Source organism: Pseudomonas sp. MAG733B (genome assembly GCF_036884845.1).
Classification (GTDB): domain Bacteria; phylum Pseudomonadota; class Gammaproteobacteria; order Pseudomonadales; family Pseudomonadaceae; genus Aquipseudomonas.
The window spans coordinates 5,745,887-5,765,429 of sequence record NZ_CP145732.1 but is presented as its reverse complement, the minus strand read 5'-3'; the positions used below and the strand labels follow the sequence as shown (position 1 = coordinate 5,765,429).

Sequence of the window (19,543 nt, the reverse complement as noted above, 5' to 3'; positions counted from 1 at the left end):
TTTGCGCCATTTTTTCATCCCAACTTTCGAGGACCTGAATCATGTTGAAAGGCTACGGGGCTGTCATCCTCGATGGCGTTTGGCTGACGCTTCAGCTCGCCTTGTCGTCCATGGCCCTGGCCATCGTTCTGGGCCTGATCGGCGTGTCACTGCGTCTGTCGCCGGTGCGCTGGCTGGCGTGGCTGGGCGATCTGTACTCCACCGTGATTCGCGGCATTCCCGACCTGGTGCTGATCCTGCTGATTTTCTACGGCGGCCAGGACCTGCTCAACCGCGTCGCACCGATGCTCGGTTATGACGAGTACATCGACCTGAATCCGTTGGTTGCCGGTATCGGCACGCTGGGTTTCATCTTCGGTGCGTACCTGTCGGAAACCTTCCGTGGCGCGTTCATGGCGATCCCCAAGGGTCAGGCTGAAGCGGGCATGGCGTACGGCATGAGCAGTTTTCAGGTGTTCTTCCGGGTGTTGGTGCCGCAGATGATTCGCCTGGCGATTCCGGGCTTTACCAACAACTGGCTGGTTCTGACCAAGGCCACCGCGCTGATTTCGGTGGTGGGTCTGCAAGACATGATGTTCAAGGCCAAGCAGGCGGCAGACGCCACCCGCGAACCTTTCACCTTCTTCCTCGCAGTGGCGGCGCTGTACCTGGTGATCACCAGTGTCTCGTTGCTGGCATTGCGTCAACTTGAGAAGCGCTACTCGGTAGGCGTAAGGGCGGCTGATCTATGATCTTCGACTACAACGTCATTTGGGAGTCGTTGCCGCTGTACCTCGGCGGTCTGCTGACTACCCTCAAATTGCTCGGGCTGTCGCTGTTCTTCGGCCTGCTGTGTGCGTTGCCGCTGGGCCTGATGCGCGTCTCGAAGAACCCGGTCGTCAACATGTCGGCCTGGCTCTACACCTACGTGATCCGCGGCACGCCGATGCTGGTGCAGCTGTTCTTGATCTACTACGGTCTGGCGCAGTTCGCAGCGGTACGTGAAAGCTTCCTCTGGCCATGGCTGTCCAGCGCCACGTTCTGTGCGTGTCTGGCGTTCGCCATCAACACCAGCGCCTACACCGCCGAAATCATTGCCGGCAGCCTGCGCGCCACGCCGAACGGCGAGATCGAAGCGGCCAAGGCCATGGGCATGTCGCGCTTCAAGATGTACAAGCGCATCCTGCTGCCATCCGCTCTGCGCCGGGCGCTGCCGCAGTACAGCAACGAAGTGATCATGATGCTGCAGACCACCAGTCTGGCGTCCATCGTGACCCTGATCGACATCACCGGTGCCGCGCGCACGGTCAACGCCCAGTTCTACTTGCCGTTCGAGGCCTACATCACCGCCGGCGTGTTCTACCTGTGCCTGACCTTCATTCTGGTGAAGCTGTTCAAACTGGCCGAGCGCCGCTGGTTGGGCTACCTGGCCCCGCGGAAGCACTGATATGGAACGCATCGATCATTCATTGCCGTGGAGCCACTTGGGCAGCGAACGCCGGATTTCGGTGTTCCGCTTCGGCAGTGGCGAGCGCAAGGCCTACATTCAGGCCAGCCTGCACGCCGATGAACTGCCGGGGATGCGCACCGCCTGGGCGCTGAAAAAGCGTCTGGCCGAACTCGAAGCCCACGGCTTGCTCAACGGTGTGATCGAACTGGTGCCGGTGGCTAATCCTCTGGGCCTCGGTCAACTGCTGCAAGGCAATCATCAAGGACGTTTCGAAGCGGGCAGCGGCAAGAACTTCAACCGCGATTTCGTCGAGCTGAGCGCGCCGGTGGCGTCTGCGTTGGCCGACAGTCTCGGCGACGATCCGCACGCCAATATTCGCCTGATTCGTCAGGCCATGGCCGATCATCTGGCCGCATTGCCTGAGGCCTCAAGCCAGTTGCAGGGCATGCAGCGCATCCTGCTCAGCCATGCCTGCACCGCTGATGTGGTGCTGGATTTGCATTGCGATGCCGAAGCGGCGCTGCACATGTACGCCTTGCCGCAGCACTGGCCGCAATGGCGTTCGCTGGCCGCGCACCTCAATGTGCGGGTCGGTCTGCTGGCGGAAGATTCCGGCGGCAGTTCGTTCGACGAAGCCTGTTCGCTGCCGTGGTTGCGTTTGTCGCGTCTGTTCCCGGATGCGCAGATTCCACTGGCGTGCCTGGCGACTACCATTGAATTGGGTGGTCAGGCCGACACCGGTCGCACCGAAACCGAAGCGTACGCCGAGGGCATTCTGGCGTTCCTCGCCGAGCAGGGTTTGATCAGCGGCGAGTGGCCGAAACCGGCGCAGGACGCTTGCGCAGGCATGCCGTTCGAAGGCACCGAATTGCTGTTCGCGCCGCATCCCGGCGTGGTGAGTTTCCTGCGTCAACCCGGCGAATGGGTTGAAGCGGGGGACGAGATTTTCGAAGTGATCGATCCGCTCGCGGATCGGGTCAGCACGGTGTGTGCTGGTACGTCCGGGGTGCTGTTTGCCATTGAACGGCTGCGTTATGCCCAACCCGGTTTCTGGCTGGCCAAGGTGGCGGGGCGCGAAGCGCTGCGTCACGGGCGCTTGCTCAACGACTGACTGACTGTTTTTGTGAGAACCGACCGCATGTACAAACTTGAAGTCCAAGACCTGCATAAACGCTATGGCAGTCACGAAGTGCTCAAGGGCGTGTCCCTGAAAGCGGCGGCTGGCGATGTGATCAGCATCATCGGCTCCAGTGGCTCCGGCAAAAGTACTTTCCTGCGCTGCATCAACCTGCTGGAGCAGCCGCACGCGGGCAAGATCCTGCTCAACAACGAAGAGTTGAAGCTGGTGGCGAACAAGGACGGCGCGCTGAAGGCTGCTGATCCGAAACAGCTGCAACGCATGCGTTCGCGCCTGTCGATGGTGTTCCAGCATTTCAACCTGTGGTCGCACATGACCGCGCTGGAAAACATCATGGAAGCGCCGGTTCACGTACTCGGTGTATCGAAAGCCGAAGCACGCGACAAGGCTGAGCACTACCTGAACAAGGTCGGTGTCGCCCATCGCAAAGACGCCTACCCGGGCCACATGTCCGGCGGCGAACAACAGCGTGTGGCGATTGCCCGCGCGCTGGCGATGGAACCGGAAGTGATGCTGTTCGACGAACCGACTTCGGCGCTCGACCCGGAACTGGTCGGCGACGTGTTGAAGGTCATGCAGGCCCTGGCCCAGGAAGGCCGGACCATGGTTGTGGTGACCCACGAAATGGGCTTCGCCCGTGAAGTGTCGAACCAGTTGGTGTTCCTGCACAAAGGTGTGGTCGAAGAAAGCGGCAACCCGCGCGAAGTGCTGGTGAACCCGCAATCCGAGCGTTTGCAGCAATTCCTCTCGGGTAGCCTGAAGTAATCGCTCCCGTTACGCACCAAATTAGGTCATGCTGCGCAGCGCGCGCCAGATGGTCTAATTTGGTTGCAGCCGCTTTTGGCTTCTAACACTGTTTTCGTTTCGGATTGCCCGCCATGACTGCCCATCGAATTGGTTTCCTGATTTGGCCCAGCACTAAAGCACTGACGCTTGCGCTGGCTGAGGAGGCCTTGCGCGTTGCCCAGCGTGTGCATCCGGACGTTGTCTACGAACTGTCGTTCCTGCAAGCCGAACCACCGGCCGAAGGCGAATGGCAATTGCCCGGTGAAGCCTGGACCGGCAAGCTCGAAAACTTCCAGAAACTGTTCCTGCTCGCTGACGAGCCACCGACCACATTGGCGCCGGCACTCAGCAGCGCGCTCAAGCAACTGGTGCGTTCCGGTTGCGTGATTGGTGGTCTGTCGGCCGGTGTGTATCCGTTGGCGCAACTCGGTTTGCTCGACGGTTATCGCGCCGCCGTGCACTGGCGCTGGCAGGACGATTTCGCCGAGCGCTTCCCGAAGGTCATCGCCACCAGCCATCTGTTCGACTGGGATCGCGATCGCCTGACCGCGTGTGGCGGCATGTCGGTGCTCGACTTGCTGCTGGCGGTGCTGGCACGTGATCACGGTGCTGAACTGGCCGGTGCAGTCTCGGAAGAACTGGTGGTCGAGCGCATCCGCGAAGGCGGCGAGCGCCAGCGCATCCCGTTGCAAAACCGCCTCGGCTCCAGCCATCCGAAGCTCACCCAAGCGGTGTTGCTGATGGAAGCCAATATTGAAGAACCGCTGACCACCGACGAAATCGCCCAGCACGTGTGCGTGTCCCGTCGGCAGCTGGAGCGAATCTTCAAGCAATACCTCAACCGCGTGCCGAGCCAGTACTACCTGGAACTGCGCCTGAACAAGGCCCGGCAGATGTTGATGCAAACCAGCAAGTCGATCATTCAGATCGGCCTGTCCTGTGGCTTCTCCTCGGGGCCGCATTTCTCCAGCGCCTATCGCAATTTCTTCGGTGCCACGCCGCGGGAAGATCGCAACCAGCGGCGCAGCAGCAGCCCGTTCGAATTGTCGTCGGTGCCTTCCGAGCGCGGTTGATCAATCTTCGGCGTCTGATGCCTCGGACGTCGACACCTCCAACTCCACCCGCTCGATCACTGCTTGAACACCGAAGTCGATGTTGGTCAGCCTGAAGTACTCAACCAGAACTTTCAGGCCTTCTTCGGAAAACGGATTACCGCGCAGGTCAATGCTTTCGGCGATCTCCATGGGGAGTTCCAGAATATCGCTGGGTACCCGAGTAATCGCGTTGCCGCTCAGGTCCGCCGCTTCCAGACTTTTGCTTTGCAGCAGGCCGGGCGGTAGTTCAGTGAGACCGCAGTTGTCCAGTTGCAGCGTGGCCAAGTCCGTCATCTGGCTGACATCCGGAGCAAGCGCTAGGGGATTTCCGCTCAAGTCGATGAATTCCAGGCGCGTCATTTCGGCCAGGCTCAGCACGCTTTTCCCGGTCAGGGTGATGTTGCAATCGGGGAGACTGAGCGACTTCAATCGACTCATCCTGAAGATTGCTTCCGGCAGATCATCCAGGGCAAAGCGGCGAATGTTGATGGTCTTGAGATTTGGAAAGCATTCCAGAAATCGCGTGACGCCAGCGGTCAGGCCACCGTCGCTGTTCAAGTAAAGCAGCGCGACATGACTGAAGTCCGCGGTCAGTGTTGGCAAGTCTCCGGTAACGAGGGTATCTGCGCTCAGGTCGTAGGTCGTTTCCATCAAATCGCTGAAGTCATCCGGTTGAGTTTCCCGACGCCAACAACGCAATACCAACTGTTTGAATTCATCCCGTGTCGAGTGTTCGATGAGCAGTTGCTGTGCGTTGAACGGTTGATTGCTGTGCGGGTGGACGGCAGGAATATCGGCAGTCCAGGCGGCGAGATCGTTTTCAAGGGTTGTGAGTTCGGCTTCCAGGCGTGTCAGTGCGACTCGTCCCTCGGTCAGGGTGCCGGGTAGCAGAAACACGAATTTGCTGGCCTCCTCTTTATCCATCATTGGGTAAAGCGCTTGAGTGCGATTGATGTCTGCGTCTTCGGCGTAAATACCGAAGTCTTGGTGCGTCTGCTGAAAGTGTTGTTTGATACGTTCGCGAGTCGCCTTTGAAAGCGGATTGTTACCCAGATCGAAGCCTTCCTGGGTGCGGCGTTGCAGTGTGAAAAGAGCGTTGGGCAATTCTCTGATCTGATTGTCGTTGAGCAGCGCGGTGCGTAGGTGCGGGCGGCTCAACAACTCATCTGGAAAACCCGTGATGCCTGTGTGTGACAAGTCGACGTAGTTCAAGTCGGGCATGCCCCCGATATCGGGAATCAGGTCCAATGGGTTCTTGTACAGATCAAGTATCGTCAGCTCATGTAAGCCGGCGAGCGTGGCGTGGCTCTCGGGGCTGAGGGTGACTGCGCAATCGGTGAGAATCAGTTGGTTGAGTGGCAACGAAGAAAGGTTGTCCGGAAGGCGACCCAACTCGAAGTAACGTAGTTTCAACTCGCGCAATCCAGGAAAACCATTCAGAAATGCATGCATTCCTCGTGTGGCCTTGCTGCCTGCGAGTCTCAACGATGTCACGCCACTGAAGTCAGCGCTCAGCTGAGGCAACTCACCGATGACCGGTTGGAAGAAGTCGAAGTCGACCCTTTCAAACCCGTTTTCTGGAAGTGTCCATTGTCGGCGCCAGCAGTCCAGCAGATCGATGATGAACTGTTGGCGAATCTGTTTTTGGGTAGCGAATTGTTCAGTGGTGAGTCTGATTTCGTTATCAGGAATAAACAGCGGAATTTCATCGCGCCAGGCAGACAAGTGTTCGACGAGTTGCGTGTGTTGAATATTGAGTCGATGCAATTCTGCCCGTGGTCCGCTCGGGTGTCGTTGCAGACGAACGACAAAAGACTCGAGTTCTTGCCCGGATAAATGAGGAAACAGCGTCTGGGCTCGGGATTGTAGTGTGGGTGTATTGAACGGTATCCGATGGTAACCGTCGCCACCGCCCAGCAACCGCATGACCTGCGGGTCGTAGGCGGGTTTGAGGTTGGGGTATCCAGCCAGCAAGACACGCATTTCATCGTGGCTCAAGGCATGTTGGCGAATCAGTTGTTTGAGGCGATCGCCTTCACCGATATGGATATTCAGTGCTGCACGCTCACTGTCCGGCAATGCCTGGAGCAGGTTGGCGTAGAGCGTATTCAGGCCGCTGAGTTCTTCTCCATGGTGGTCATACGCTTGATACGAACCTTCTTCGCTGAGTACCAGCACCTTGCGTACGGCCGCGTCGGCGTTGCCGAGGCTGTCGATCAGTGCACCTTCGTGGCTGTAGTGGCGCAGCTCCAGTCGGGTCTCTCCAGTCCAGCCCGGCAAGTTTGCCAGCGTGTGCAGCGCCAATCGGTCGGTATCAAGGTTGTCCTCGGTGGACGGCAATTCAAGTCCTTCGTAGGCGCGTGTCACCCGTACTTGCAACCCCGCCTCTTGGCTCAGTTCCGAGAGTCGCGGGGAAATCCTGCCGTTTTTCAGTTGCTGAAGTTCCAGTTCATCCGCCGTGCCCGCAATGGCCTGCGCGACGCTGGTTGGCAAGCCAGGTTCGGCGTCGATCAGGGTTTGTACCTCCGCGCGTGCGCCGCGCTCAAGTTTGCGATAGCGCTGCTCGAACAGGCTTTTTCGCTTGCGCTGGGCCAGTTGCGCCAGCGTGCGGCGCAGGTTGTCGGTACGGTCTTCGAGGCGTGGAGAGGGCAGGCCGAACTCCTCGCCCATCAACGTCTTTGTTTCGGATTCTGACAAAGCCAGGAGAAAAGACTTGAGCAAGTCACCGTCATTGAGGCGTGTGATATCCAGCAGCAGGAGCGGGACATCAGGCGATGGGCTTTGCCAAAGAATTTGCGCTGATCCATCGAACAAGCGCAGGCCTTTGCCGGCGGGCCAGTAGCCGTTCTCATGAAGTAATTCGAGCTGCGTCACGGGGTCGGCTTTCAGATAGTCATCCGCCTGTTCGCTGCCGATTTGCTCAATGAAGGTTTGAATGTCGTGATCGATCTTCAAGCGTTTGAGTGTGTCCGCTTGCAACGGCGGTAGCTGCGCGGTGTCCGGGGCGATGTGCTGCGGTTCGGTGACGCGATCGTGTTGCAGATAGCGAGTTTCACCGTTCGGCTTTTTTACCGCGTCGAAACGGTCGAAGAACTGAACGATCTCCCGAGGCAGCAACGCTCGAAATTCGCTGGCGACAATGACGCCACCTGCTGCAAATGCCCCCAACTGCACCGCAGTTTCAACGACCCCCATGAAGTGACCGAAAGCCTCGCGAGTCTGTCCCTGCGCCCAGTCGACCACGCTTTCGAAGGTTTCATCGAGCATCTGGTAGGCCACGTAGGCCAGCATTACTTCACCGAGAAACGGCACGAATGGCAGGGCAATGAAAGCCGCTGCGTTGAGCAGTGCCGAAGCAATTTCCGTGAAGGAATCCCAAAGCGCCCAGCGGGCTTTCTGGTCGACCGTTGCGGTGGCGACCGCAATCACGCGTGCATCGTTGAGGATCTTGTCGAGCTGGCATTGATACAGATGCGTCCATAGTTGGACCTTGATCGGCGTTGCCACCAGATGCAGGTCGGGACGCGGGTTCGGTGCTTCTCTCCAGCTCGGTCGCGGATCGCCCGGCTGCACGGGTTGCCAGGTGATAGGTGCCAGCTGATTGTTCAGTTGCGCGAAGAAATGCCCTCTGTCTTCATGGGCGATGAACCGGCTGAAAAACTGTTGATAGTCGGGGGTGCGCAGTCGCTGGCTCAGCTCCTCGGCGAATGCGGCGGACGAAGGGTATTGCTTGATCGGATGCTCAGGGTCGCCAGGAATATAGGCCACCACCCTGACCACGCCTTGCGCACGTTCCAGGTCTGGCGCAAACAACTGGATGCCGATAAGGCGGGCGTTCATGAGTGTCAGGTCATGACAACCCCACGACTGACCTCGCGAACGTCCAGACGCCGACGTGTCGAGCAGGCCGCGGATCAGATCGTATGCGTCGCCGGCCAACAGGTTTTGCATCTGCGCCATGTGCAGGGCAGCGCTCAGCGCTGTTCGCTGGCCTTCACGGATTTTGGATTGCAATGCCCCGGCGACCACGGGATTGCTGATGCCCAGATTGGCTTCCAGATAGGTTTTATAACGCTGGCCAATATCGAGTTCCCGGCACAGACGGGTAAACGCCGGAATGGGCATTTTTTCCTGGATCTGCGGCAAGGTGCTGAATTGCCCGTTGGAGGAGGGCGCCGTGATGTAAGTCGAGGCGGGCTCGAAGGCGTCCACGCTGGTTTCTGCGTTTTCGAAGTTGTGCAGCGCCGCGTCCAGCAGTGACACCGTCCAGATGCGAGCAGCCCCGGACTTCATCCGCAACCAGGGGAAGCGCGTGGGTATATAAAGACGCAGAAAGGTTTCGCGAACGTCCAGCTCCAGGCCGAAACGGGTCTTGAGTTCGGCTTTGAGCAGCGCTTCAGCAAAATCGGCGGGGTTCTGCAGCTTCGCCAGTGTCTTGTCGACCTGATTCTGGCTGGACGCCTGCCGGGCAATGAGCCTGCCCAGTTCGGCATGATGATGTGGCGGCGCGTCTTTAAGTCCGGCCGCTCGCGCGGGTGTGATGGTGCGCAGCGCTTCACGCCGATGAGGCGCAGCCTGGCGGAGCCAGAGCGGAATGACATTCTGCAGATGCTGAACGTGAGCGGCTGCTGTGGAAGCATCGGAAGCGACAATGATGGTGGATTCGGTATTCATGCGGATAGGTTGGCCATCGGTGTTTGATCGGCCCCTAGGAAAACCCGCGAACGCGGACGATGTGCGGTACATATTTACCGCACTTGCCTGATCGCCATGAGTTACCGCGAAGCAAGCCTGCCGCAAACGCTCCCCGCCAGTTAAACTGCGCCTTTGCGACCCTATATGTCGCACTGCTGTAAACCCGGGAAAATCCGGGGTTTGCGCTATAAGAAGTTGTCGCTTGGCGGCAAGGCCGGGCTGAAAACTGTCCTTACAATCCCCCCATCGCTCGCCAGTTTCAGGCGAGTGTTCCTCTTCAGGAGACTCCGATGTCCGTTGATCACGCTGCGGTAGAACGCGCCGATTTCGACCAGGTAATGGTTCCCAACTACGCGCCTGCCGCTTTCATTCCAGTGCGTGGCGCCGGTTCCCGCGTTTGGGACCAGTCCGGTCGCGAGCTGATCGACTTCGCCGGCGGGATTGCCGTAAACGTTCTGGGCCATGCGCATCCGGCGCTGGTCGGTGCCTTGACCGAGCAGGCCAACAAGCTGTGGCACGTGTCCAACGTGTTCACCAATGAGCCGGCCCTGCGCCTGGCGCATAAGCTGATCGACGCCACGTTTGCCGAGCGTGCGTTCTTCTGCAACTCCGGCGCCGAAGCCAACGAGGCCGCGTTCAAGCTGGCCCGTCGTGTCGGTTTCGACCGTTTCGGCAGCGAGAAGTACGAAATCATCGCCGCGCTCAACAGCTTCCACGGCCGTACGCTGTTCACCGTCAACGTCGGTGGCCAGTCGAAGTACTCCGACGGCTTCGGTCCGAAAATCACCGGTATCACCCACGTCCCGTATAACGATCTGGCCGCGCTGAAAGCCGCCGTTTCCGACAAGACTTGCGCTGTGGTGCTGGAGCCGATCCAGGGCGAAAGCGGTGTGATCCCGGCCGAACTCGAATACCTGCAAGGCGCCCGCGACCTCTGCACCGCGAACAACGCGCTGCTGATCTTCGACGAAGTGCAAACCGGCATGGGCCGCACCGGTCATCTGTTTGCCTACCAGCATTACGGCGTGATCCCGGACATCCTGACCAGCGCCAAGAGCCTGGGCGGCGGTTTCCCGATCGCCGCGATGCTGACCACCGAAGACCTGGCCAAACACTTGGTCGTCGGCACCCACGGCACCACTTACGGCGGCAACCCGCTGGCGTGCGCGGTGGCGGAAGCGGTGATCGACGTGGTCAACACCCCAGAAGTGTTGGCCGGCGTCAACGCCAAGCACGACAAGTTCAAGGCGCGCCTTGAGCAGATCGGCGAGAAATACGGCTTGTTCACCCAGGTCCGCGGTATGGGCCTGTTGATCGGCTGCGTGCTGAGTGATGCCTGGAAAGGCAAGGCCAAGGACATTTTCAACGCCGCTGAGCGAGAAGGTCTGATGATCCTGCAAGCCGGCCCGGACGTGGTGCGCTTCGCCCCGAGCCTGGTGGTGGAAGACGCCGATATCGATGCCGGTCTGGACCGCTTCGAACGTGCTGCCGCGAAACTGACCCAAGCCTGATAGACCCTTCGACGCCTGACCTTTCAGGCGTCGAACCCAAATTTTGATACCGGGCAAGATCAAATGTGGGAGCGGGCTTGCTCGCGAAAGCCGTGTATCAGTCAACATTGTTGCTGTCTGACCCACCGCTTTCGCGAGCAAGCCCGCTCCCACACTGATCTCTGTGTAGGCCCGGGATTTTTCTTCTGTAAGTTCTGAGATTAAGGAGTGACACCATGCTGGTGATGCGCCCCGCGCAAATGGCTGATCTGGGCGAGGTACAGCGTCTGGCTGCGGACAGCCCGATTGGTGTCACTTCCTTGCCGGATGACGTTGAACGCCTGAGCGACAAGATCGCCGCGAGCGAAGCCTCGTTCGCCGCTGAAGTGAGCTTCAACGGTGAAGAGAGTTATTTCTTCGTCCTCGAAGACAGCACCACCGGGAAATTGGTCGGTTGCTCGGCGATCGTCGCATCGGCCGGTTATTCCGAGCCGTTCTACAGCTTCCGCAACGAAACCTTCGTGCATGCTTCCCGCGAGCTGAAGATTCACAACAAGATCCACGTGCTCTCGCAGTGCCACGACCTGACCGGCAACAGCTTGCTGACCAGTTTCTACGTGCAGCGTGATCTGGTGGGTTCGCCGTGGTCGGAACTCAACTCCCGCGGCCGCTTGCTGTTCGTCGCCAGTCATCCGGAGCGCTTCGCCGATTCCGTGGTGACCGAGATCGTCGGTTACAGCGATGAAAACGGTGACTCGCCATTCTGGGATGCCATCGGTCGCAACTTCTTCGACCTCAACTACGCCGAAGCCGAGCGTCTGTGTGGTTTGAAGAGCCGGACGTTCCTCGCCGAACTGATGCCGCATTACCCGATCTACGTGCCACTGCTGCCGGACTCCGCGCAAGAAGCGATGGGCCAGGTGCATCCACGGGCGCAGATCACCTTCGACATCCTGATGCGCGAAGGCTTCGAGACCGATCACTACATTGACATTTTCGACGGTGGCCCGACCTTGCACGCCCGTGTCTCGGGGATCCGCTCGATCGCCCAGAGCCGTGTGGTGCCGGTGAAAATCGGCGAGCCGGTCAAAGGTGTCGGTCGTCAGTACCTGGTGGCCAACGCGCAGTTGCAGGATTACCGCGCGGTCATGCTCGAGCTCGATTACGCGCCGGGCAAACCGGTGACCCTGGATCTGGAAGCGGCCGAAGCCCTGGGCGTCGGCGAAGGTGCCAGCGTGCGCCTGGTAGCGGTTTAACGCCTGCCTGGCCTGATTGCTTGTATAGAAAGCAGCGAAGTTTCACGGGTGGCGCAAGCGGCCCGTTTGAGGAGATAGCATGATCGTTCGTCCCGTACGCAGTAGCGATTTACCCGCTCTGATCGACCTGGCCCGCAGCACCGGCACCGGCCTGACCACATTGCCGGCCAACGAAGAACGGCTGGCCCATCGGGTCGGCTGGGCCGAGAAGACTTTCCGCGGCGAAGCCGGGCGGGGCGATGCGGACTACCTGTTCGTGCTCGAAGACGACGACGGTCGCGTGGTGGGCATTTCTGCCATCGCCGGCGCCGTCGGTCTGCGTGAGCCTTGGTACAACTTCCGCGTCGGGCTGACCGTCAGCGCCTCGCAAGAGCTGAACATTTACCGCGAAATCCCGACGCTGTTCCTGGCCAACGACCTGACCGGTAACTCCGAGCTGTGCTCGCTGTTCTTGCACGCCGATTACCGCACTGGCCTCAACGGCCGCATGCTGTCCAAGGCGCGGATGCTGTTCATCGCCGAATTCCCGCAACTGTTCGGCAACAAGATCATTGCCGAGATGCGCGGCGTGTCCGATGACGCCGGCCGTTCGCCGTTCTGGGAAAGCCTGGGCCGGCACTTCTTCAAAATGGAATTCAGCCAGGCCGACTACCTGACGGGCGTGGGCAACAAGGCGTTCATCGCCGAACTGATGCCGAAATTCCCGCTGTACACCTGCTTCCTGTCGCCGGATGCGCGCAACGTGATCGGTCAGGTTCACCCGGACACCGAGCCGGCGCTGTCGATGCTCAAGAGTGAAGGCTTCAGCTATCAAGGCTACGTCGACATCTTCGACGCCGGCCCGGCGATCGAATGCGAAACCGGCAAAATCCGCGCGGTACGCGACAGCCAGGCGCTGGTGCTGGCCATCGGCACACCGGGTGACGATGCCACGCCATTCATCATTCACAACCGCAAGCGCGAAGACTGCCGGATCACCGCCGCACCGGCACGCTTCGCCGCCGGTACGCTGGTGGTCGACCCGCAGACTGCCAAACGTCTTCAACTCAACGCCGGCGATCAGGTGCGCGCCGTTCCGTTGTCCGCTGCTCGGGAGTCGAAATAATGAAGTCGCTATACATTGCAGGTGAATGGCTGGCCGGTCAGGGCGAAGTCTTTGAGTCGTTGAACCCGGTGACCCAGCAAGTGCTGTGGTCCGGGACCGGCGCCACCACTGATCAGGTCGAATCCGCCGTGCAAGCCGCGCGTCAGGCGTTTCCGGGCTGGGCTCGCCGCACGCTGGAAGAGCGTATCTCGGTGCTGGAAGCCTTCGCCGCCGCGTTGAAAAACAACGCCGACGAACTGGCACGCACCATCGGTGAAGAAACCGGCAAACCGCTTTGGGAAGCCGCGACCGAAGTCACCAGCATGGTCAACAAGATTGCGATCTCGGTGCAGAGCTACCGCGAACGCACCGGCGAGAAGCGCGGCCCGTTGGGCGACGCCACCGCTGTGCTGCGCCACAAACCACACGGTGTGGTGGCGGTGTTTGGCCCTTACAACTTCCCTGGCCACTTGCCGAACGGTCACATCGTGCCGGCGCTGCTGGCCGGTAACAGCGTGCTGTTCAAACCAAGCGAACTGACGCCGAAAGTCGCCGAGCTGACGGTCAAGTGCTGGATCGAAGCCGGCCTGCCAGCGGGCGTGTTGAACCTGCTGCAAGGCGCTCGTGAAACCGGTATCGCCCTGGCGGCGAACCCGGGCATAGACGGTCTGTTCTTCACCGGCTCCAGCCGCACCGGCAATCACCTGCACCAGCAATTCGCCGGTCGCCCGGACAAGATCCTTGCGTTGGAAATGGGCGGCAACAATCCGCTGGTGGTCGATCAGGTCGCCGATCTGGATGCCGCCGTGTACACCATCATTCAGTCGGCCTTCATTTCCGCCGGTCAGCGTTGCACCTGTGCCCGCCGCTTGCTGGTGCCGCAAGGCGCCTGGGGCGACTCGTTGCTGGCGCGGCTGGTGGCGGTCAGCTCGACCATTGAAGTCGGTGCTTTCGATCAGCAACCAGCGCCGTTCATGGGCTCGGTGGTTTCCCTTGGCGCAGCGAAAGCGTTGATGGATGCGCAGGAACATCTGCTGGCCAATGGCGCCGTGACGCTGCTGGAAATGACGCAGCCTCAGGCTCAATCAGCATTGCTCACCCCTGGCATTCTGGACGTGACCGCCGTGGCCGATCGTCCTGACGAAGAGCTGTTCGGCCCGTTGCTGCAAGTGATCCGCTACGCTGATTTTGAAGCGGCGATCGCAGAAGCCAACAATACCGCCTACGGTCTGGCGGCTGGCCTGCTGTCTGATTCCGAAGCGCGTTACCAGCAATTCTGGCTGGAAAGCCGCGCCGGTATCGTCAACTGGAACAAGCAACTGACCGGCGCCGCGAGCAGCGCGCCATTCGGCGGCGTCGGCGCCTCGGGCAACCATCGCGCCAGCGCCTACTACGCGGCGGATTACTGCGCGTACCCAGTGGCCTCGCTGGAAACGCCGAGCCTGGTGATGCCTGCCGCCCTGACACCAGGCGTGAAAATGGCGTGATGCCCATCGCCAGCAGGCTGGCTCCCACAGGTTCGGTGGTGTTCACACATTATGTGTACGACGCAATCAATGTGGGAGCCAGCCTGCTGGCGATGGCCGCGCCCCGGTCTCAAATCCAGTTACTGAAGCCTATAACAACAGAATTCTCGTGGAGCCTCGCTGATGAAATCCTATGAAGTCAATTTTGACGGTCTAGTGGGGCCGACCCATAACTACGGCGGCCTGTCCTACGGCAACGTCGCGTCCCAGAGCAACAGCCAGCAATCTTCGAACCCGAAGGAAGCCGCGCTGCAAGGCCTGGCGAAGATGAAAGCGCTAATGGAAATGGGCTTTCAGCAAGGCGTGCTCGCGCCGCAAGAGCGCCCGGATGTGGCTGCACTGCGTCGCCTGGGCTTCAGCGGCACCGACGCTCAAGTGATCGAGCGCGCCGCCAAGGAAGCGATGCCATTGCTGGTCGCCAGTTGCTCGGCATCGAGCATGTGGGTGGCCAACGCCGCCACCGTCAGCCCGAGCGCCGACACCGCGGACGGTCGCGTGCATTTCACCGCCGCCAACCTCAACTGCAAATATCACCGCAGCATCGAGCACCCGACCACCAGCCGCGTGCTGGGGGCGATGTTCGCCGATCAGAAGCACTTCGCCCATCACGCTGCCTTGCCGGCCGTGGCGCAATTCGGTGACGAAGGCGCGGCCAACCACACGCGTTTCTGCCGTGAGTACGGCGAAGCCGGTGTTGAGTTTTTCGTGTTCGGTCGCAGTGCGTTCGACACCCGGTACCCGGCACCGCAGAAGTATCCGGCGCGACAGACTCTTGAAGCGTCCCAAGCCGTTGCTCGCCTGCATGGCTTGAGCGATGACGGCGTGGTCTACGCCCAGCAGAACCCGTCGGTGATCGACCAGGGTGTGTTCCACAACGATGTAATCGCTGTGGGTAACGGTGAAGTGTTGTTCTATCACGAGGACGCGTTCCTCGAGACCGAGCAGATGCTGGCTGAACTGCAAAGCAAACTCGCCAAAGTCGGTGGGAAATTTCAGTCCGTCTGCGTTCCGCGTTCCGCGGTAACCGTGGAAGACGCGGTTCGTTCCTACCTGTTCAATAGCCAACTGCTGTCGCGTCCTGACGGCTCCATGCTGTTGATCGTGCCGGAAGAATGCCGTGGCAACGAGCGCGTCTGGCAATACCTGCAGGGTTTGACCAGCTCCGGCGGCCTGATCCGCGAAGTGAAAGTGTTCGATCTGAAGCAGAGCATGCAGAACGGCGGTGGCCCTGCTTGCCTGAGGTTGCGCGTCGCGCTCAACGAAACCGAACTGGCGGCGGTCAATCAAGGGGTTATCATGACCGCACCGTTGTACGGCACTCTGACCGAATGGGTCGAGAAGCACTACCGCGACCGCATGACCGAAAACGATCTCGCGGATCCGCAATTGCTGCTTGAGTGCCGGACGGCACTGGATGAACTGACGCAAATCCTTAAACTGGGCGCGGTTTATCCATTCCAGATCAATTGATCGACGGCGCGTTGCCTCGCATGGCAGCGCGCCGCTTCATCTCAAACGAGAGCGTAAACACATGAGCGATACCCTGCAGCTGATCCTTGAAGACACCGACGGCACGCAACTGGAAACTTCCTGCACCCGTGTCGCAGTCATGTGGCAAGGCAAAGAGCTGTGGATCCAGCAGGACGGCCGTGGCCAGTTGCTGATCGGCGTGGATGTTGAAGAAGGCGACGCCGAATACGCCAACCTGCTGCTGCGCCCATTGGCGACTAATCTGGTAAGTCTGCAACTGGAGATGGAACCGGCTGAACTCGGCGACGACGAGGATCACGTTCACGGCCCGGATTGCAATCACGACCACTAAGGAAAACGCTCTATGCTCGCCCTCGGCAAACTGCTTGAACTGACCCTCGCCGGCCGCGAACCGGCGGAGAAGACTCAACTGACTGTCGAAGGCGTGCGCATGCGCTGGTTGAGCGAAGGTGCGCTGGAAGTCCGGCCACCCGAAGCCCGCGACAACGGCCTGGACCTGCTGCTTTCAGCAGGGATCCACGGCAACGAAACAGCGCCGATCGAGTTGCTCGATCGCTTGTTGCACGACATCGCCCGCGGCGACCTCAAGCCGCGCGCACGTATTCTGTTCCTGTTCGGCAACCCAGAGGCGATTCGCAAAGGCGAGCGTTTCGTCGAGCAGGACGTCAATCGATTGTTCAATGGCCGTCACGAACAAAGCAGCGGCTCCGAGGCCTTACGTGCTTGTGAACTGGAACGGTTGGCCGCGAGTTTCTTCAGCCTGCCGGACCGCCAGCGCCTGCACTACGATCTGCACACCGCGATTCGTGGCTCGAAAATCGAGCAGTTCGCCTTGTACCCGTGGAAGGAAGATCGCCAGCATTCGCGTCAGGAACTGGCTCGCCTGCGCGCGGCCGGCATGGAAGCGGTGTTGTTGCAGAACAAACCGTCCATCGTTTTCAGTTCCTACACTTATGACAAGCTCGGCGCCGAGGCTTTCACCCTGGAATTGGGCAAGGCTCGGCCGTTCGGGCAGAACGCCGGGGTTAACGTTTCGCTGCTGGAAAACCGCCTCAAGCAAATCATCGAAGGCACCGAGCCGGAATTGACCGACGCGGCGCTGGACGGGCTGCAACTGTTCAGCGTGGCACGGGAAATCATCAAGCACAGCGACAGCTTCCGCCTGAATCTGCCAGTGGATATCGAGAACTTTTCCGAGTTGGACGTGGGTTACTTGCTGGCGGAAGACATCGCCAATACCCGCTGGATCATCGAAGAAGAGGGCGCCCGGATCATCTTCCCGAACCCCAAGGTGAAGAACGGCCTGCGCGCCGGCATCCTGATTGTGCCGACAACCGACGAAAACCTGGCCTGAAGTCACCGAAAAACCAATGTGGTGGGTTTACACAGCTAGCCTGCTAGCGATTGCAATGTGTCAGTCATCTTAGTTGTCGACTGATACGCCGCTATCGCCAGCAGGCTGGCTCCCACAGTTGTATCCGGTGTTTAGACGGCTAGTGCACGCGGCTCAGTACGACGCAACGCACGAATCTTGTGCAGCGTATCCGCACACGTCTTCGCCGCTTCCTGACCTTTATGCACGAAATGCTCAAAGAAGAACTTGTGATGCAGTTCTTCACCGGCATGGAAGTGATGCGGGGTCAGGGACACCGAGAACACCGGCACTTCGGTTTCCAGCTGAACCTGCATCAGGCCGCTGACCACTGACTGGGCGACGAACTCGTGACGGTAGATCCCGCCGTCCACCACCAGCGCGGCCGCGACGATGCCGGCATATCGACCAGTCTTGGCCAGCAACTTGGCGTGCAAAGGCATTTCGAAAGCGCCGCCGACTTCGAAGAAGTCGATGTCGGATTCCTGATAACCCTGGGCAATCATTTCGGCGACGAAGCCTTTACGGCTCTGGTCGACAATATCCTTGTGCCAGCAGGCCTGAATGAACGCAACGCGCTCGCCCTGATGGTTTTTGCTTTTGCTGTCGATTGCGGTGGGTTGCATGTTCTGACTCCTGTTTGTGTGAAAAACAGGGCGTTATGAATCGAATGGGATTTGAGGGTATGCACGCCGGCATGAATGCCTGCGAACGGCCCTCTGGCGATAATCCCGTTCTCTCTTCATCCGGACTATGACCGTCGGCCCCGGGATCACACCGGGTCTGCTGACCTTGCTGCCAATCACCGCCGAAGCCGTGCTGCGACAAGCGCTCGCGGGCTATGCGCATTGCGCGCAATTACCGCCGGTGGGGAGTTGCACCCCGCCCTGAGAACGTTTTTGCCGCCGAAATGTTTGGCGGCGCAGCGTTTTTAACACATATTTCCTACATGCGCATTGATGCTTTCAGATGATTGCCATCGACTTTTTCGTTGAATCAACTCGTCTTTTCCACGATCAAGGGTTGATTATTCATCGGCATGACCGCAGTAACTCCTTCCTGAAAGGGATTTCCCCTGCTACCGAGGCCAGATTCATGAGCGTTATCGATCTTCGCAGCGACACAGTCACCCAACCCACCGCCGGCATGCTCGACGCGATGGCCACCGCCGCCACCGGTGACGACGTTTATGGCGAAGATCCGACGGTCAATCGTCTGGAAGCTGAATTGGCAAAACGGTTGGGTTTTGCCGCGGCGCTGTTTGTTCCGACCGGCACCATGAGCAATCTGCTGGGGTTGATGGCGCATTGCGAGCGCGGTGACGAGTACATCGTCGGCCAACAGGCCCACACCTATAAGTACGAAGGTGGCGGGGCGGCGGTGCTTGGTTCAATCCAGCCGCAGCCGCTGGAAGTGCAGGCCGATGGCTCGCTGGACCTGGATCAGGTCGCGGCAGCCATCAAGCCCGATGATTTCCACTTCGCCCGCAGCCGCCTGCTGGCGCTGGAAAACACCATGCAGGGCAAGGTCCTGCCGCTGGAATATCTGGCCCGCGCCCGCAGCTTTACCCGCGAACATGGCTTGCAACTGCATCTGGACGGCGCGCGGCTGTATAACGCGGCAGTGAAACTGGGTGTCGATGCGCGGGAGATTACTCAGCATTTCGATTCCGTCTCGGTGTGCCTGTCCAAAGGCCTGGGAGCGCCGGTGGGTTCGGTGTTGTGCGGCTCGGTTGAATTGATCGCCAAGGCACGGCGTTTACGCAAGATGGTCGGTGGCGGCATGCGTCAGGCCGGGATTCTGGCAGCGGCAGGCTTGTATGCGCTGGACAACAACGTCCAGCGACTGGCCGACGATCACGCCAATGCACAATTGCTGGCCGAAGGCCTGCGCGCGGCGGGTTACGAAGTCGAGCCGGTGCAAACCAACATGGTCTATGTAGCGATGGGCGACGAGGCCGAGGCGCTCAAGGCGTTTGCCGCCGAACGTGGGGTCAAGCTCAGTGCCGCCGCACGTCTGCGCATGGTCACGCACATGGACGTCAGCCGTGCGCAAATCGAGCAGGTCGTCGCGACATTCGTCGACTTTTCCCGTAAGTGATAGCGTTAGCCGTCCAATTGACCGTTTCTATCGTATAAACACGCTGTACCCCGCGCGCAGGGCCGATATAATGCGGCCCTTT

General features: G+C 59.8%; 15 protein-coding genes and 1 riboswitch. Of the genes, 13 read left to right on the top strand and 2 right to left on the bottom strand.

The features are described 5' to 3' along the window. The first annotated feature begins 41 nt into the window (after positions 1–41). The 5 genes from V6Z53_RS26345 to argR all read left to right on the top strand — a co-directional run bounded on the left by V6Z53_RS26345 (position 42) and on the right by argR (position 4,426). Positions 42–731, top strand: a complete 690-nt coding sequence (locus tag V6Z53_RS26345; RefSeq protein ID WP_338582530.1) for an ABC transporter permease — start codon at positions 42–44, stop codon at positions 729–731. Further along, entirely contained in the window at positions 728–1,426 is a 699-nt protein-coding gene (locus V6Z53_RS26340; protein ID WP_338582529.1) for an ABC transporter permease, read from the top strand. The genes V6Z53_RS26345 and V6Z53_RS26340 overlap by 4 nt, the downstream gene beginning before the upstream one ends. 1 nt (position 1,427) lies before the next feature. Further along, positions 1,428–2,540, top strand: coding sequence for a M14 family metallopeptidase (locus V6Z53_RS26335; RefSeq protein WP_338582528.1), 1,113 nt, complete (start codon positions 1,428–1,430; stop codon positions 2,538–2,540). 27 nt (positions 2,541–2,567) lie between these two features. Further along, entirely contained in the window at positions 2,568–3,332 is a 765-nt protein-coding gene (locus V6Z53_RS26330; RefSeq protein WP_338582527.1) for an ATP-binding cassette domain-containing protein, read from the top strand. A gap of 113 nt (positions 3,333–3,445) precedes the next feature. After that, entirely contained in the window at positions 3,446–4,426 is a 981-nt protein-coding gene (gene argR, locus V6Z53_RS26325) for a transcriptional regulator ArgR (protein WP_338582526.1), read from the top strand. Here the strand turns inward: argR and V6Z53_RS26320 are convergent, their stop codons facing one another. Beyond that, the gene (locus V6Z53_RS26320; protein ID WP_338582525.1) at positions 4,427–9,121 is read right to left on the bottom strand and encodes a DUF6543 domain-containing protein; all 4,695 of its coding nucleotides are present in this window, start codon (positions 9,119–9,121) and stop codon (positions 4,427–4,429) included. Between the two features lie 311 nt (positions 9,122–9,432). Here V6Z53_RS26320 and V6Z53_RS26315 point away from each other — a divergent pair, with 311 nt between their 5' ends. The 7 genes from V6Z53_RS26315 to astE all read left to right on the top strand — a co-directional run bounded on the left by V6Z53_RS26315 (position 9,433) and on the right by astE (position 17,343). After that, positions 9,433–10,653, top strand: coding sequence for an aspartate aminotransferase family protein (locus V6Z53_RS26315; protein ID WP_338582524.1), 1,221 nt, complete (start codon positions 9,433–9,435; stop codon positions 10,651–10,653). Between the two features lie 215 nt (positions 10,654–10,868). Beyond that, entirely contained in the window at positions 10,869–11,888 is a 1,020-nt protein-coding gene (gene aruF, locus V6Z53_RS26310; RefSeq protein ID WP_110658821.1) for an arginine/ornithine succinyltransferase subunit alpha, read from the top strand. Positions 11,889–11,967: 79 nt separating this feature from the next. Continuing rightward, positions 11,968–12,993 carry an arginine N-succinyltransferase gene (gene astA, locus V6Z53_RS26305; RefSeq protein WP_338582523.1) on the top strand — a complete coding sequence of 342 codons (1,026 nt, stop codon included), beginning with the start codon at positions 11,968–11,970 and terminating at the stop codon, positions 12,991–12,993. Then, positions 12,990–14,459 (top strand): succinylglutamate-semialdehyde dehydrogenase, encoded by a 1,470-nt coding sequence (astD, locus tag V6Z53_RS26300; protein WP_338586571.1) that lies wholly within the window; start codon positions 12,990–12,992, stop codon positions 14,457–14,459. The genes astA and astD overlap by 4 nt, the downstream gene beginning before the upstream one ends. 162 nt (positions 14,460–14,621) lie before the next feature. Next, a complete protein-coding gene (astB, locus tag V6Z53_RS26295; protein WP_338582522.1) occupies positions 14,622–15,968 on the top strand; it encodes an N-succinylarginine dihydrolase in 1,347 nt (448 codons plus the stop codon). 61 nt (positions 15,969–16,029) lie between these two features. Next, positions 16,030–16,320: a hypothetical protein gene (locus V6Z53_RS26290; protein ID WP_007934905.1), complete on the top strand. Its 291-nt coding sequence runs from the start codon at positions 16,030–16,032 to the stop codon at positions 16,318–16,320. Positions 16,321–16,332: 12 nt separating this feature from the next. After that, positions 16,333–17,343: a succinylglutamate desuccinylase gene (gene astE, locus V6Z53_RS26285; RefSeq protein WP_338582521.1), complete on the top strand. Its 1,011-nt coding sequence runs from the start codon at positions 16,333–16,335 to the stop codon at positions 17,341–17,343. Positions 17,344–17,474: 131 nt separating this feature from the next. Here astE and V6Z53_RS26280 read toward each other — a convergent pair whose 3' ends face one another. Further along, positions 17,475–17,987: a 6,7-dimethyl-8-ribityllumazine synthase gene (locus tag V6Z53_RS26280; protein WP_338582520.1), complete on the bottom strand. Its 513-nt coding sequence runs from the start codon at positions 17,985–17,987 to the stop codon at positions 17,475–17,477. Positions 17,988–18,090: 103 nt separating this feature from the next. Next, positions 18,091–18,260, bottom strand: a riboswitch (FMN riboswitch). Positions 18,261–18,456: 196 nt separating this feature from the next. Here V6Z53_RS26280 and ltaE point away from each other — a divergent pair. Continuing rightward, complete coding sequence (ltaE, locus tag V6Z53_RS26275; protein WP_338582519.1) at positions 18,457–19,461, top strand: low-specificity L-threonine aldolase; 1,005 nt, start codon at positions 18,457–18,459, stop codon at positions 19,459–19,461. Positions 19,462–19,543: the final 82 nt, after the last annotated feature.